Origin of the sequence: Saccharomonospora xinjiangensis XJ-54 (assembly GCF_000258175.1) — a bacterium.
Lineage (GTDB): Bacteria > Actinomycetota > Actinomycetes > Mycobacteriales > Pseudonocardiaceae > Saccharomonospora > Saccharomonospora xinjiangensis.
Genome location: NZ_JH636049.1, coordinates 4,276,551 through 4,290,896 on the forward strand (window position 1 = coordinate 4,276,551; position 14,346 = coordinate 4,290,896).

A 14,346-nucleotide genomic window follows, 5' to 3' on the forward strand; every position below is an offset into this window, starting at 1 on the left:
GGGCTCTTCGATTGTGCCCGCCCGCTTGACCGGCACCACCCACTCGACCGCACCACCGTTCCGCCCACTGCCCGGGCCGCACCCCACTGCCCGCACCATCTCCTCCATCGCGCTGGCCAAACCCCACCTCACCGCCGCGCCGAAGTGGTCCGGACCACCGCCCGCACCCACCGGACGCGGCGCGCGGTGCCCCGCCAGAGCCGGGAGGACGCCGCCGCTGCGGCAGACGGCCGATGTGACCCGGCTGACACGGCACCGGCCGTGGTGGGACGATGCCCGAACGCGATCACCACGGTCCTCGGGAGGGTCATGTCCGCGCTCGGCACCCGCACCCGCCTCGGATACTCGCTGGGGTCTTTCGTCACCGGAGCCTTCGGCACCGTTCCCGGACTGCTGTTGTTGCCCTACCTCACGGACACGCTCGCCGTGCCCGCGGCCGCGGCCGGTGCCATCGTGCTCCTGCCGAAGGCGTGGGACGTCGTGTTCAACCCGGTGGCCGGCAGGCTGTCCGATGCGGACCTCGTCCGGCGCGGCAGCCGCACGCGCTCTCTCCTCGCCGGTGGTCTCGCGCTCGCTGTCACGTTCGCGGCGCTGTTCGCTCATCCCGGACTCGGCGGCACCGGCGCCGATTCGGCCTACGTCGTCGCGGTGTTCTTCCTGTGCGCCACGGCGTTCGCGTTCTTCCAGGTGCCGTTCAACGCGCTTCCGGCCGAACTCACCGGCGGCTACCACGAGCGCACCCGCCTCACGACGTGGCGCATCGCCGTGCTCGCGCTGGCGATCCTCACCTCGGGAGCGGTCGCCCCGGCCGTGGTGAACGGCGTCGGCGGGGTGGACGGCTACCGCGTCATGGGCGTGTTCGTCGCCGTGCTCATCGTGCTGGGGACGGTCGCCGTGGTGCTGGGCATCCGAGGGGTGCCGACGGCGACGCCGCGAAGGCCGACACCCTCATGGCGGGAGCTCGCCGCCACCATGCGGCAGTGGCGGTCGTTCCGGCTGCTGCTCGGTGTGTACTTCGTACAGGCGCTCGGCGTCGCCACGTTGCTCGCCGCGGTCAGCTACGTCGCCCGCTACGTCCTCGGCGACGCCGGCTACCAGTCGCTGTTGTTCGCCGGGTTCGTCGGGCCCGCGCTGCTGGTGATGCCGCTGTGGGACCGGGTGGGACGGTCGGGCGGGAAGCTCGCCGGGTTCCGGATCGCGACGGTGGCGTTCGCGGTGGCGCTGGCGGGCCTGGCCTTCGCGCGGGTGTTGCCGCCCGCGCTGGTGTTCGTCCTCGTCGCGGTGGCGGGGGTCGGTTACGCGGGCGTTCAGGTGTTCCCGCTCGCGCTGCTGCCCGACCTGATCACCGAGGAGGAACGCCGTACGAAAGCGGCGAGGGCGGGGGTGACGGCCGGGGTGTGGACGGCGGCCGAGGCGCTCGGGCTCGCGCTGGGGCCGAGCCTCTTCGGGCTGGTGCTGTCGTGGGGCGGCTACGTGTCGAGCACCAACGCGGCAGCCAGCCAGCCGGACAGCGCGGTCACCGCGATCACGCTCGGGTTCTCGGTGCTGCCCGCCGTGCTGGTGGCGCTGGGACTGCCGCTGCTGCGGCAGAAGGTGTTCGGCCCGGAGCGCAGGCCCCACGACGGCGACTCCGGCGAGAGGAAGGTGGTTGACGCATGAGGATCGACGACGTGCTGGACGAGGTGCGAGCGCTTCGTGCCGCCGACGCCCCCACCCACGGGGGCCGCACGCTTGCCTACGTCTACGACAGCGGCCTTGCCGAGGTGGACGAGCTGGGCGCGCGAGCGTACGCGCTGGCTTCGGCGGCGAACGCGCTCGACCCCACGACGTTCCCCAGCCTGCTGCGGATGGAGAACGATCTCGTTGCCACGGCGGCCGCATTGCTCGGCGGCGATCAGGAGACGGTGGGGACCGTGACCTCGGGCGGCACAGAGTCGTGCCTGCTCGCCGTCCTCGCGGCAAGGCAGGCGCGACCCGAGGTCGCCGACCCCGCTGTGGTCCTGCCGACCACCGCGCACGCCGCGTTCCACAAGGCCGCGCATCTGTTCGGGCTGCGCGTCGTGGCCGTCGAGGTCGATCCGGTGACGTTCCGGGCCGACGCGGCGGCGATGGCGGCGGCGATCGACGAGGACACCGTGCTGGTGGTCGCCGGCGCCCCTTCGTATGCGCACGGTGTCGTCGATCCGGTCGCGGAGATCGCCGAAGCCGCCGCCCGGCGCGGCGTCCGCATGCACGTCGATGCCTGCATCGGCGGGTGGGTCCTGCCCTACCTGCGCGGACTCGGAGTCGAAGGGCCTGCGTTCGACCTCTCCGTTCCCGGCGTCACCAGCATCTCGGTGGATCTGCACAAGTACGCCTACTGTCCCAAGGGCGTCTCGGTGTTGCTGCACGCGAACGCGGAGCTGAGGCGAGGCCACTACTTCGGTAGTGCCGACTGGCCCGGCTACACGATGCTCAACACCACCGTGCAGTCCACCCGTTCCGGCGGTCCGCTCGCGGCGGCATGGGCCGTGGTCCGCCACCTCGGCGACGAAGGTTATCTGAGGCTGGCCCGTGACACGCTCCACGCCGTGGAGGCGATCAGGGCGGGGGTCGAGGCAACGGACGGCCTTCGCGTGCTCGGCGAGCCCGGCGCCACGCTGCTCGCCGTGGCCACCGACGGCACGGACGCCGGTTTCGACCTGTTCACGGTGGCCGACGAGATGCGGCTGCGTGGGTGGTACGTGCAGCCGCAGTTCGCGCACGGGCACTCGCCGGTGAATCTGCACCTGACCGTGACCGCCGTCAATCGGGACTGCCACGACGAGTTCGTGGCGGATCTGAGGGCGTCCGTGGACGCGGCCCGTGCCTCGGGTCCGGTGGCCGTGGACCCGGCGTTGCGTGCGGTACTGGCGGGGCTCGACCCGGACGCGCTGACAGCGGAGCAGTTCGCGGGACTGCTCGATGCCGCCGGACTGGCGCCCGGTGCCGATGCCGCGCTGCCCTCGCGGATGGCGCCGATCAACGCGCTGCTCGACGCGGCTCCACCGCGCCTGCGGGAACGGGTGCTCCTCGAATTCCTCGGCGTGCTCTACCGGCCTTCCCGTCGAGAAGCCACAGTGGACTGATCAGCGTCTGCGGCGGCCGCCATTCGCTCCGCCAGCGACCGGGAAAGATCGGCGAGCTCGGGAGGCCCCTCGATGGTGTAAGGCACGCCGACCGCGGCGAGTGTGACAGCGAGCCACTCCCAGCTGTCCGGAGCGGTGACGTACCGGCAGGTGGCGTCATCGACGGCTTCGAGGTAGCCCGCCTCCGCGTCGAGTCGTTCGGACACCACAGCCAGTGGTGCCGAGAAGCGCACGACCCCCCGCTCCCGCGAGGCGGGGTCGTGCGTGTGGCTGGGGAACGGGACGGCGTTCTCCGGAAGCGGGCGGGGGACGAATGTCGTGCCGGGCACGGTCAGCTCGCTGATCCGGTCGAGGCGGAAGGTGCGCCAGTCGCCGCGATCGCGGTCCCAGCCGAGGACGTACCACCGCCTGCCAAGGTGCACCAGCCGGTACGGCTCCACCCGCCGGGACGCGGTGGCCCCCTGCTTCGCCGCGTACCGGAAGCGCACGTCCTGATGTGCGTGCGCGGTGGCGCCGAGCGTGTGCAGCAGCCGCAGGTCCGCTGCCGCGGGCGTTCGCCGCGACCCCGGCCGGATCGACGCGGCCACGGCACGCACCTGGTGCCGCAACCGGGAGGGAAGCACCTGCCCGAGTTTGCGCAAGGCGCCTTCGGCCGCGCCCGTGGGGTCGGCTGGAGCCACCAGCCGCAGCCCGACCACGGTGCCGACCGCTTCCTCGTCGGTGAACAGCAGGGGAGGCAGGGCCTGCCCCGCGACGAGCCGGTAGTGGCCGCCGGGGCCCCGCGCCGACGACACCGGATAGCCCAGCTCGCGGAGCTGATCGAGGTCCCGCCGCAGCGTCCTTGGCGAGACGCGGAGTCGTTCGGCCAGCTCCGCGGCCTGCCACGACCTGCCGTTCTGCAACAACGACAGCAACTGGAGCAGACGTGTTCCCGGCGTTCCCATCGTGCAGAACCCTACCCGCCGAATTGTGGCCGGAATCCGACCACAATCGTTTCTAGTGTCGGCCGTATGCAGCACGCACGGATCCGGCTCGTCGGAGCTCGCCAGCACAATCTGAAGAACCTCGACCTGACGATTCCCCGGAGAGCGATCACGGCGTTCACCGGTGTGTCCGGCTCCGGCAAGACCTCGCTGGTGTTCGACACGATCGCCGCGGAGGCGCAGCGCCAGTTGAACGAGACCTTTCCCGCCTTCGTGAGACACCGCCTGCCGAGTTACGGAAGGCCCGAGGTCGATCTGGTGGAGAACCTCTCTCCCGTCGTGGTCGTCGATCAGCGCCGGTTGGGCGGCAACGTCCGCTCCACCGTGGGCACGATCACCGACAGTTACACGCTGTTGCGCCTGCTCTTCTCCCGCGCAGGCGAGCCGAGGGTCGGGGAATCGACGTTGTTCTCGTTCAACGAACCGGCGGGGATGTGCCCTCGGTGCAGTGGCCTCGGCCGGGTCGTCACCGCTGACACCAGCCGGTTCGTCGATCTCGACCGCTCGCTGGAGGGCGGAGCGATCCAGCTTCCGGGGTTCGGCGCGGGGCGTGGGCGGGAGAAGTACTGGTACCGGCAGTACGCCGACAGCGGCCTCTTCCCGCTCAGCACACCGCTGCGCGAATGGTCGCCTGACCAGCTGGAGGCATTGCTCCACGGCGGTGAGGCCGCTGACCGGCTCGGCAAGCCGGTGCCGAAGGACTACGAAAGTCTCGTCGAGCACTTCACCCGCATCTACCTGCACGCCGAAGGTGAGGTCTCCGCGCGCAAACAGGCCGCGGTGGAGGCGTTCACGCGGTCGGCGGTCTGCCCGGAGTGCCACGGTGAACGCCTGAACGAGGTGGCGCGGTCCGTCAGGGTCGCCGGACGGACCATCAGCGAGTACACGGCGATGGAGATCGGCGATCTCGTGGACGTGGTCCGCGCCATCGCGGGCCCGGCGACCGCACCGGTGGTGGAGAGCCTCGTCGAACGGCTGGAGGCGCTGACCGGGATCGGGCTCGGCTACCTCAACCTCGCCAGGCCGACCGGCACGCTTTCCGGCGGCGAGTCGCAGCGGATCAAGATGGTTCGCCACCTCACCAGCAGCCTGACCGAGATGCTCTACGTCTTCGACGAGCCTTCGGTGGGTCTGCATGCCCGTGACCTTGACCAGCTCACGCAGTTCTTGCGGCGTCTGCGGGACAAGGGCAACACGGTTCTCGTCGTGGAGCACGACCTCGACGTGGTGGCGATCGCGGACCACGTGGTCGATCTCGGCCCCGGAGCGGGCGCCGCCGGTGGCGAGGTCGTCTACGAAGGACCGGTGCCGGGCCTCGGACGTGCCTGCACTCCCACAGGACGCGCGTTCGGGCGAAGGCCGGCCCTCCGGACCGCATCGCGGCGACCGACCGGCAGTGTGCCGGTTCGGGGTGCCACGCGGCACAACCTGCGTGGCGTGGACGTGGACGTGCCCACCGGAGTGCTCACGGCCGTCACCGGTGTGGCGGGGTCCGGGAAGAGCAGCCTCATCGGTGTGCTGCTCGAACAGCATCCAGGATGCGTGGTGGTTGACCAGAGCGCGGTGTCGGCGAACCGGCGGTCGAGCCTGGTCACCTATTGCGGCCTGGCAGGCGCGCTCCGGGGGATGTTCGCCGAAGCCCACGGGGTCAGCTCCTCCCTGTTCAGTCCGAACTCGGCGGGCGCGTGTGGTGAATGCAGGGGGCTCGGGGTGGTGTTCACCGATCTCGCCTTCCTCGAGGGGGTTACCTCCGTGTGCGGGACCTGCCGGGGACGGCGGTTCACCGAGGAGGTCCTGAAGTACACAGTGGACGGAATGTCGATCGCCGATGTGCTCGACCTCACCGTGGACAGGGCCCGGCTTCTACTCGATCTGGAGCCGCTGAAGCCGACGCTGGCCGCCCTCGCGGACGTGGGCCTCGGATACCTCGCTCTCGGGCAACCCCTCAGCACGCTCTCCGGCGGCGAGTGCCAGCGGTTGAAACTCGCGGCGGAGTTGCGTCGCGACGGGCTGCCCGGTCTCTACGTGCTGGACGAGCCGACGACTGGCCTTCATCCCAGCGATGTCGGGCGGCTACTGGCGATCTTCGACCGGCTGGTCGATGCCGGGAACACGGTGGTCGTCGTGGAGCACAACCTCGAACTCGTCGCGCACGCCGACTGGGTGATCGACCTCGGGCCGGGAGCGGGGCACCACGGCGGGCGGGTGTTGTTCGCCGGAACGCCCGCCCAGCTTTGTGACGACCCGAGGTCGGTGACGGCCGAGTACCTCCGCCGCGCCCTGCGCCGCTGACCGCTGGCGGGAACGGCCGCCGCCGTGGGGTGGTCCGGCACCTGCCCTGCCCCGGAACGAACCTTCCGGGACGGCTGCGGCCCCCGAGCCGTCCCGGAAGCTGGGACAGCGCCGGGTTCTCGCCGTGGTGGCGTGAGACGCACGCCACGGGACCGGTCGCCCGCCGTCGCTTTCGGCATCCTGAGCCGCATGCCGGATCAGCCTCACTACCTCGCGGGCCTCGACCTGACGGGCCGGAAGGTCGTCGTCGTGGGCGGCGGAACCGTCGCGCAGCGGCGCCTTCCCCGGTTGCTGGCCGCGGGCGCGACGGTCGAGCTGATCGCCCCGCACACCACACCGTCCGTACAGGCGCTGGCCGACGCGCGCACGCTGGTGTGGCACGCCCGCCCTTACCAGGACGGCGACCTGGACGGCGCCTGGTACGCGCTCGCGTGCACCGACGACCCCGAGGTCAACGCCGCCGTGGTGGCCGAGGCCGAGCGTGCCAGGGTGTTCTGCGTGCGCTCCGACGCCGGGGCACGCGGCAGTGCCGTCACTCCGGCGACCGGCGAACACGACGGTCTGACCGTCGGTGTGCTCTCCGGTGGTGCGCCGAGACGGTCGGCGGCCGTGAGGGACGCGGTGCTCGACGCACTGCGCACGGGTGCGGTGGCCGACTCCGACGACGGCCGCCCTCCAATGGCGGGAGTCGCGCTCGTCGGCGGAGGACCGGGCGATCCCGACCTCATCACGGTGCGAGGACGGCGGTTGCTCGCGCGCGCCGACGTCGTCGTCACCGACCGCCTCGCTCCCCGCGAACTGCTGGACGAGTTGGGCGACCACGTTCAGGTCGTGGACGCCGCCAAGATCCCGTACGGGCGCGCGGCCGCGCAGGAGGCCGTGAACCGCGTACTCATCGAGCAGGCCAGGGCAGGCCGGTTCGTGGTGCGGCTCAAAGGTGGAGACCCCTACGTCTTCGGCAGGGGCTTCGAGGAGGTGCTCGCGTGTGCCGAGGCGGGTGTTCCCGTCACAGTGGTCCCCGGGGTGACGAGCGCGTTCTCGGTGCCCGCCGTGGCAGGCGTCCCGGTGACCCATCGCGGGGTGGCGCACGAGGTCGTCGTCGTGTCCGCCCACCTGCCGCCGGGTCACGAGCAATCGCTCGTGGATTGGGAGGCTCTGGGCCGTATGCGGGGCACCGTCGTGGTGATGATGGGACTCGAACGGCTCGCGCTCGTCGCCGACACGCTTGTGGCGGCGGGCCGTCCGGCCGACACCCCGGTGGCCGTGGTGCAGGAGGGCACGCTGCGCACACAGCGTGTGGTGCGCTCGACACTCGCCGGGGTGGCGCGGGCTGTGGCCGGGGCCGGGCTTCGGCCACCTGCCGTTGCCGTGATCGGTCCGGTCGCCGGACTGTCCGCATCGGAGACGGCATCGGAGACCGCCAGGGAGACGGCGAAGGACGCCACGACCGCCACGGCAATCGGCACCGCGTCGCGAGCTGGCGTGGACAACCGCCGTGGGAGACCACGACATCCCACACGCTGAAACATCCGTGCATCGCACGGCGCGATGTCGCTCTCACTCTCCGCCATACCACTGCGCGGGGGCCGGACGGTGGGCGAGTATGTCAGCCATGAGTGGCAGCGAAACGACTGATCAGGCACCCGGCGAGTACGTCTCCCTTCGCGTCGAGCGCACGGGACACGTCGCCGAGGTGACCCTGCTTGGGCCGGCCAAGGGCAACGCGATGGGCCCGGACTTCTGGCGCGAACTTCCCGTCGCCTTCGCCGAGTTGGACGCCGACCCCGAGGTGCGGGCCGTCGTGCTGACCGGCAGCGGCAGGAACTTCTCCTACGGCCTCGATCTCGCCGCGATGCTGCCGTCGTGGAGCGAGTACCTCGGAGGAGGGGACGGCGCGGGACTCGCCCGCCCTCGCCGCGAGTTCCTCGACGAGATCCGCAGGATGCAGGACTCCATCACGGCCGTGGCCCGCATCCGGAAACCGGTCATCGCCGCCGTCTCCGGCTGGTGCATCGGCGGAGGAGTGGACCTCATCTCCGCCGCGGACGTGCGCCTCGCCAGTGCCGACGCGACCTTCAGCGTCCGCGAGGTCAAGGTCGCCATCGTCGCCGACATGGGCAGCCTCCAGCGGCTCGCCTCGATCATCGGGAGGGCCACCTGCGGGAACTCGCGTTCACCGGAAAGGACATCGACGCCGCGAGGGCCGAGAAGATCGGTCTGGTCAACGACGTCTACGCCGACAGGGACGCCACGCTCGACGCGGCGCGCGGTATGGCGGCCGAGATCGCGGCGAATCCGCCACTGGTGGTGCAGGGGGTCAAGGACGTACTCTCCGTCAACACCGAACAGCGGATCGAAGCCGGGCTGCGATACGTGGCGACGTGGAACGCCGCGTTCCTGCCCAGCCAGGACCTGAACGAGGCAGTGCAGGCGTTCCTGCAACGCAGGCAGCCCGAGTTCAAGGGCGAGTGAGGGAGGCGCACGAAGTGGGCAACGACGGCAGCGGCGCCGGCGACGGTACGAAGGCCACTGAGGACGCAGAGAGCACTCAGGTGTACCGGACGTTCCGGCGGGCACGGGATCTGCTGCTGACCCATCGCGAGGATTACGCAGCGGCGCGCGAGGAGTTCGCCTGGCCGGAGTTCGCCGAGTTCAACTGGGCGCTCGACTGGTTCGACCGCATCGCGGCCGAGGAGCGCAACGCCGGACGTCCGGCGCTGTGGATCGTGGAGGAGGACGGGGCGGACAACCGCTGGACCTTCTCCGAGCTTTCGGCCCGCTCGAACCAGGTGGCCAACTGGCTGCGCGGGCTCGGCGTGCGGCGCGGTGACCGGCTGATTCTCATGCTCGGCAACCAGGTCGAGCTGTGGGAGACGATCCTGGCCTGTATGAAGCTGGGCGCGGTGATCATCCCGGCTTCGACGTTGCTGGCCCCTGCCGATCTGCGCGACCGCGTCGAACGTGGCGCCGCGCGGCACGTCGTGGTCCGCGACGCCGACACCGCCACGTTCGCCGACGTGGCGGGCGATTACACCCGGATCGCCGTGGGTGAGCGCGTACCGGGATGGGAGTCGTTCGCCGACGCTCGCACCGCCGAGGCGACGTTCTCGCCCGACGGCGTCACGCGCGCCGACGACGAGTTGCTGTTGTACTTCACCTCGGGCACGACGGCGAAACCGAAGCTCGTCAGGCACACCCACATCTCGTATCCCGTCGGCCATCTGTCCACCATGTACTGGATCGGCCTCGAACCCGGCGACGTGCACCTCAATATCTCGTCGCCAGGCTGGGCCAAACACGCGTGGAGCAACGTCTTCGCCCCATGGAACGCCGAGGCCACGGTGTTTCTGTACAACTACGGGCGCTTCGACGCGGCGGGGCTCATGGAGCAGATGGACCGGTGCGGCATCACGAGTTTCTGCGCACCGCCCACCGTGTGGCGCATGCTCATCCAGGCCGACCTGACCGCACTGAGGAACCCGCCTCGCAAGGTGGTCGGCGCGGGCGAGCCACTGAACCCCGAGGTCATCGACCAGGTCGAACGGGCGTGGGGCGTGACGATCCGCGACGGGTTCGGGCAGACCGAGACGAGTGTGCAGATCGCCAACACACCCGGTCAGCCGGTCAAACCGGGGTCGATGGGCCGCGCCGTACCCGGTTTCACGGTCGCGCTCGTCGATCCGGTGACGGGGCAACCGGCGAGTGAAGGCGAGATCTGCCTCGATCTGAGGTCGCGGCCGGTGGGCCTGATGACCGGATACGCGGGCGACGACGAACGCACCGAGGCGGCGTTCGCGGACGGCTATTACCACACCGGTGATGTCGGAACGATCGACGACGACGGCTACATCACCTATGTGGGAAGGACCGACGACGTGTTCAAGGCGTCGGACTACCGCATCTCGCCGTTCGAACTGGAGAGTGTCCTGCTCGAACACGACGCGGTGGCCGAGGCAGCCGTCGTTCCCGCGCCCGACGAGATCAGGCTCTCCGTGCCGAAGGCCTACGTGGTCCTGGCCGACGGGTACCAACCGGACGCGGCCACCGCGGAGAGCATCCTCGCGTTCGCCAGGAAGAATCTCGCGCCGTACAAGCGAATCCGGCGCATCGAGTTCGCCGACCTGCCGAAGACGATCTCCGGCAAGATTCGCAGGGTCGAGCTGCGGGGCAGGGAGAACACCAAGGGTGACTCGCGCGCCACCACCGAGTTTCGCGAGGAGGACTTCCCTTCCCTCAGGGGCTGAACGGCGGCTCGACCGCGGTGGAACACCACCCGATGCGGTGACACGAAGATCGAACGAATCGCTAACGATCCGGCTCACCGTGCCGATGGAATCTGTGAGCGACATCTCGCGGAGAAGTGTGAGATGTCGCTCACAGGTTATGTCCCAAGGGTGATGATCCACCGCGAGCGAACGCAGGGTGCGATGAGTACCGATCACGACAGCGGAGTCGTCGGAGCCGAGGTTCCGTCCTCCGACCCGTTCACCGGCACGACAGCCGTTGCGGCGGCCGACGCGGCAGCGGAGCCGTTTCCGCCCACCTCGGCACCGTCGGCTCTCCGGGCGCCACAGCCACCGTCACAGCCACCGGAGGCGCAGCCGCCCACCACACCATGCACCGTTGTCTGGAGCCGTGGCAGGCCCTACGTGCTGGAGAGCGGGGCAGGAAGGCCGAGGTGGATGGGCGTCGATCATCACGGCCGCCCTCAGGCGCTCACCGGCGAGGAGTTGCGCAGGCGGGGCTGGAGCTATCGACGCTCCTCCTGATCGCCGCCGGTCCTCGCCCCGATACGGTGAGCGGGTGACGAAAGCTCGACCTGTCGGCGCCGACGGTGATCTGTCACTGGCGCGGCAGCTCATGACGGTGCCGAACCTCCTCTCGATCTTACGGCTCGCAGGCGTTCCGGTATTCCTGTGGCTCCTGCTGGGCCCGGAAGAGGACGGCTGGGCGCTCGCGCTCCTGGTCGCCAGCGGTGTCACCGACTGGCTGGACGGCAAGCTCGCGCGGCTGCTCGACCAGACGACGAAGCTCGGGCAGTTGCTCGACCCGGCGGCCGACCGCCTCTACATCGCTGCGGCCCTGCTGGCGTTCCTGCTGCGGGGCATCGTGCCCTGGTGGGTGGTGGCCGTGCTCGTCGGCAGGGAGATCATGGTCGGCCTGGCGCTGGTCGTGCTGCGCAGGCACGGTTTCGCGCCGCCCGAGGTCACCTACGTGGGCAAGGCGGCGACGTTCACCCTCATGTACGCCCTGCCGTTGATGCTGCTCACGCACGATCCCTCGACCACGTTCACCGACGTGGTCCAGCCGTTCGCCTACGCGTTCACGGCGTGGGGCGCGGTGCTGTACGTGTGGTCGGGCGTGCTGTACGTGTGGCAGATCGCCAGGGCGGTGTCCTCGGGGTCCTCCGACGCCTCAGGGGCCTCGGGATCCTCCGGGGCACCGAGTTCCTCGCAGGAGACGTGACAGCAGGCCACGGACCTCGCTCCGGCGTTGTGCCGAAGGGCGCTCCGGGTGGATCATGGTGTTGAGTGGGAAGGGAGACTCCTGTGTCTACTCCTGAGGAGCTGCGCTACACCGCTGAACACGAGTGGGTCGCGCTCGCCGACGACGGCAGGGCCCGCATCGGCATCACGGACTACGCGCAGAACCAGCTCGGCGACGTGGTCTTCGTCGAGCTGCCTGACGTGGGCGCCCACCTGGACGCAGATGAGCCGTTCGGCGAGATCGAGTCCACGAAGAGCGTTTCCGAGTTGTTCGCCCCGCTCGACGGCGAGGTCGTGGCCGTCAACGACGCCGTCACCGCGTCCCCGGAGACGGTCAACTCCGACCCGTACGGGGAGGGCTGGCTCGTCGAGGTGACCGTTGACGACCCCTCGGCCGTGGAGGCGCTCCTCACCGCCGAGGCATATCGGCGTGTGATCGACAACTGATCCGGGAGCCCCGGCACTCCTGACGGCCCGGACACGGTACGTTGACTCCACACGTTGAACAGAACAACACTCCAGTTGCGTAAGGAGAGCTTGCGGTGAGCACGAACGACGGGCCCGGCGTTCCCCCGGAGCAGTCTCCGGAGCGGACCTCCGTTTTCCGAGCCGACTTCCTGTCGGAGCCAGAGGGCCACGAGGCGCCGGCGGTGGAGCCGCAGGCCGCCGGTGTCGATGCGCTGCCCGCAGGCTCCGCGCTGCTGGTGGTGAAGCGGGGCCCCAACGCGGGTTCCCGGTTCCTGCTCGACCGCGACACCACGAGCGCGGGACGGCACCCCGACAGCGACATCTTCCTCGACGACGTCACGGTGTCCCGCCGTCACGCCGAGTTCCGCCGCGAGGGCGGCGAGTTCGTGGTGATCGACGTGGGCAGCCTCAACGGCACGTACGTGAACCGTGAGCCGGTCGATCAGGCAGTGCTGTCCGGTGGCGACGAGGTACAGATCGGCAAGTTCCGCCTCGTCTTCCTGACCGGTCCGGGACACGGAGGTCAGGGGGCACGGTGACGGCTGCCGGGCGGCCACAGCGAGAGGGGTTGAGCATCGGGGCCGTGCTGGCGCAGCTGCGCCCCGACTTCCCCGACGTGACGATCTCGAAGATCCGGTTCCTCGAATCGGAGGGGCTCGTCCGGCCTGCCCGCACACCGTCCGGCTATCGCCAGTTCGGCCCCGCCGACGTGGAACGCCTCCGGTACATCCTGGCCGCCCAGCGGGACCACTACCTGCCGCTCAAGGTCATCAAGGAGCAACTCGACGCCGCCGACCGCGGTGACTCGGCGACCCCCGGCGTTCCCCGCCTGCCGAGGAAACTGGTGGCGATCTCGACGTCTGACGGCGCCGACCGGGTGCCCGGCGCACCGGGGCCGGACGAGTTCGCCTCGGACCCCGACGCGGACGCGCGGCTGACAGGCGACGACGTCCTCGACCACGCCGGCATCGACGGGCTGATGCTCGAAGAGTTGCGCCAGTACGGGCTGGTCAAGCCGAGCGCCGCCGGGTTCTACGACACCGACGCGGTGCGGATCGCCCGCACGGTGAAGGCCATGAGCGACTACGGCATCGAACCCCGTCATCTGCGAGCGTTCCGCGCGTCCGCCGATCGGGAGGTCGGCCTCGTGGAACAGATCGTCGCTCCGGTGTACCGCCAGCGGGACGCCGACGCGAAGGCCAGGGCCGACGAGCTGGTGAAGGAGCTGGCCGCGTTGTCGGTCACTCTGCACACGTTGCTCGTCAAAACCGGGATTCGCGGTGTGACCGGTGGGTAGACTCGTGTGAGTGATGGACAGTGCCGATGTGTCGTGTTGATGACGCTCGAGTTCGGCGGGTCTACGCGGCCCTTTCGATGACGTACCGTAGACGAACCGGTTCGCGAAGAGCCGTGCAAGACAACAAGTTTCGCGACGAGCACAGCGTCCTGATGACGGGTAGCGTCGAGAAGAGTCGGCGTGGGACCCTTGTCGAGAGCGCTGCGGCCCGCGCGCAGGAGAGGGAGGCGAAGCCCGATGAGCGAAATGCGCGTCGTCGGCGTCCGGGTCGAGCTGCCCGCGAATCAGCCGATCTTGCTGCTGCGGGAGACCGACGGTGAGCGGTACCTGCCGATCTGGATCGGCTCTGTGGAAGCGACGGCCATCGCCCTGGAACAGCAGGGTGTCCGTCCCGCGAGGCCGCTCACCCATGACTTGCTCAAGGACATTATCGGCGCACTGGGCCGGGAACTTCAGCAGGTCGTTATCACCGATCTGAGCGAAGGTACCTTCTTCGCCGAACTCGTCTTCGACGGCGACGTCCGAGTCTCGGCCCGGCCGAGCGACTCGGTGGCTCTCGCCCTGCGCGTCGGGGTGCCCATCCACGCCGAGGACTCGGTGCTGGAGGAAGCGGGCTTGATCATCCCCGACGAGCAGGAGGACGAGGTGGAGAAGTTCCGCGAGTTCCTCGACTCCGTCTCTCCGGAGGACTTCCGGGGCGCCGACACCTGAGC

General features: G+C 69.9%; 12 protein-coding genes and 1 pseudogene. 12 read left to right on the top strand and 1 reads right to left on the bottom strand.

The window, feature by feature from the left end; translation table 11 throughout:
- Positions 1-309 precede the first annotated feature (309 nt).
- Positions 310-1,659 carry an MFS transporter gene (locus SACXIDRAFT_RS19370; RefSeq protein ID WP_006240376.1) on the top strand — a complete coding sequence of 450 codons (1,350 nt, stop codon included), beginning with the start codon at positions 310-312 and terminating at the stop codon, positions 1,657-1,659.
- Positions 1,656-3,107 (top strand): pyridoxal phosphate-dependent decarboxylase family protein, encoded by a 1,452-nt coding sequence (locus SACXIDRAFT_RS19375; RefSeq protein ID WP_006240377.1) that lies wholly within the window; start codon positions 1,656-1,658, stop codon positions 3,105-3,107. Before SACXIDRAFT_RS19370 ends, SACXIDRAFT_RS19375 begins: the two co-directional genes overlap by 4 nt.
- Here the strand turns inward: SACXIDRAFT_RS19375 and SACXIDRAFT_RS19380 are convergent.
- On the bottom strand, positions 3,071-4,051 hold the full coding sequence (locus SACXIDRAFT_RS19380; protein ID WP_006240378.1) for a helix-turn-helix transcriptional regulator: 981 nt from the start codon (positions 4,049-4,051) through the stop codon (positions 3,071-3,073). The genes SACXIDRAFT_RS19375 and SACXIDRAFT_RS19380 overlap by 37 nt on opposite strands.
- 66 nt (positions 4,052-4,117) lie before the next feature.
- Here SACXIDRAFT_RS19380 and SACXIDRAFT_RS19385 point away from each other — a divergent pair, with 66 nt between their 5' ends.
- From SACXIDRAFT_RS19385 to SACXIDRAFT_RS19430, 10 genes and pseudogenes are all read left to right on the top strand, one after another.
- Positions 4,118-6,382 (top strand): ATP-binding cassette domain-containing protein, encoded by a 2,265-nt coding sequence (locus tag SACXIDRAFT_RS19385; protein ID WP_006240379.1) that lies wholly within the window; start codon positions 4,118-4,120, stop codon positions 6,380-6,382.
- Positions 6,383-6,571: 189 nt separating this feature from the next.
- Positions 6,572-7,906: a uroporphyrinogen-III C-methyltransferase gene (cobA, locus tag SACXIDRAFT_RS19390; RefSeq protein WP_006240380.1), complete on the top strand. Its 1,335-nt coding sequence runs from the start codon at positions 6,572-6,574 to the stop codon at positions 7,904-7,906.
- An 88-nt stretch (positions 7,907-7,994) separates the two neighbouring features.
- A pseudogene (locus tag SACXIDRAFT_RS19395) lies at positions 7,995-8,854 on the top strand (crotonase/enoyl-CoA hydratase family protein).
- A gap of 14 nt (positions 8,855-8,868) precedes the next feature.
- Positions 8,869-10,626, top strand: a complete 1,758-nt coding sequence (locus SACXIDRAFT_RS19400; protein WP_006240382.1) for an AMP-binding protein — start codon at positions 8,869-8,871, stop codon at positions 10,624-10,626.
- 183 nt (positions 10,627-10,809) lie between these two features.
- A complete protein-coding gene (locus tag SACXIDRAFT_RS19405) occupies positions 10,810-11,151 on the top strand; it encodes a hypothetical protein (RefSeq protein WP_157599687.1) in 342 nt (113 codons plus the stop codon).
- A 34-nt stretch (positions 11,152-11,185) separates the two neighbouring features.
- A complete protein-coding gene (gene clsA / locus SACXIDRAFT_RS19410; RefSeq protein ID WP_006240384.1) occupies positions 11,186-11,848 on the top strand; it encodes a cardiolipin synthase ClsA in 663 nt (220 codons plus the stop codon).
- 83 nt (positions 11,849-11,931) lie between these two features.
- Complete coding sequence (gene gcvH / locus SACXIDRAFT_RS19415; protein ID WP_006240385.1) at positions 11,932-12,315, top strand: glycine cleavage system protein GcvH; 384 nt, start codon at positions 11,932-11,934, stop codon at positions 12,313-12,315.
- Between the two features lie 95 nt (positions 12,316-12,410).
- Positions 12,411-12,875 (top strand): glycogen accumulation regulator GarA, encoded by a 465-nt coding sequence (gene garA / locus SACXIDRAFT_RS19420; RefSeq protein WP_006240386.1) that lies wholly within the window; start codon positions 12,411-12,413, stop codon positions 12,873-12,875.
- Complete coding sequence (gene ftsR / locus SACXIDRAFT_RS19425) at positions 12,872-13,633, top strand: transcriptional regulator FtsR (RefSeq protein WP_006240387.1); 762 nt, start codon at positions 12,872-12,874, stop codon at positions 13,631-13,633. The genes garA and ftsR overlap by 4 nt, the downstream gene beginning before the upstream one ends.
- A gap of 237 nt (positions 13,634-13,870) precedes the next feature.
- On the top strand, positions 13,871-14,344 hold the full coding sequence (locus tag SACXIDRAFT_RS19430; protein WP_005439071.1) for a bifunctional nuclease family protein: 474 nt from the start codon (positions 13,871-13,873) through the stop codon (positions 14,342-14,344).
- Positions 14,345-14,346 lie beyond the last annotated feature (2 nt).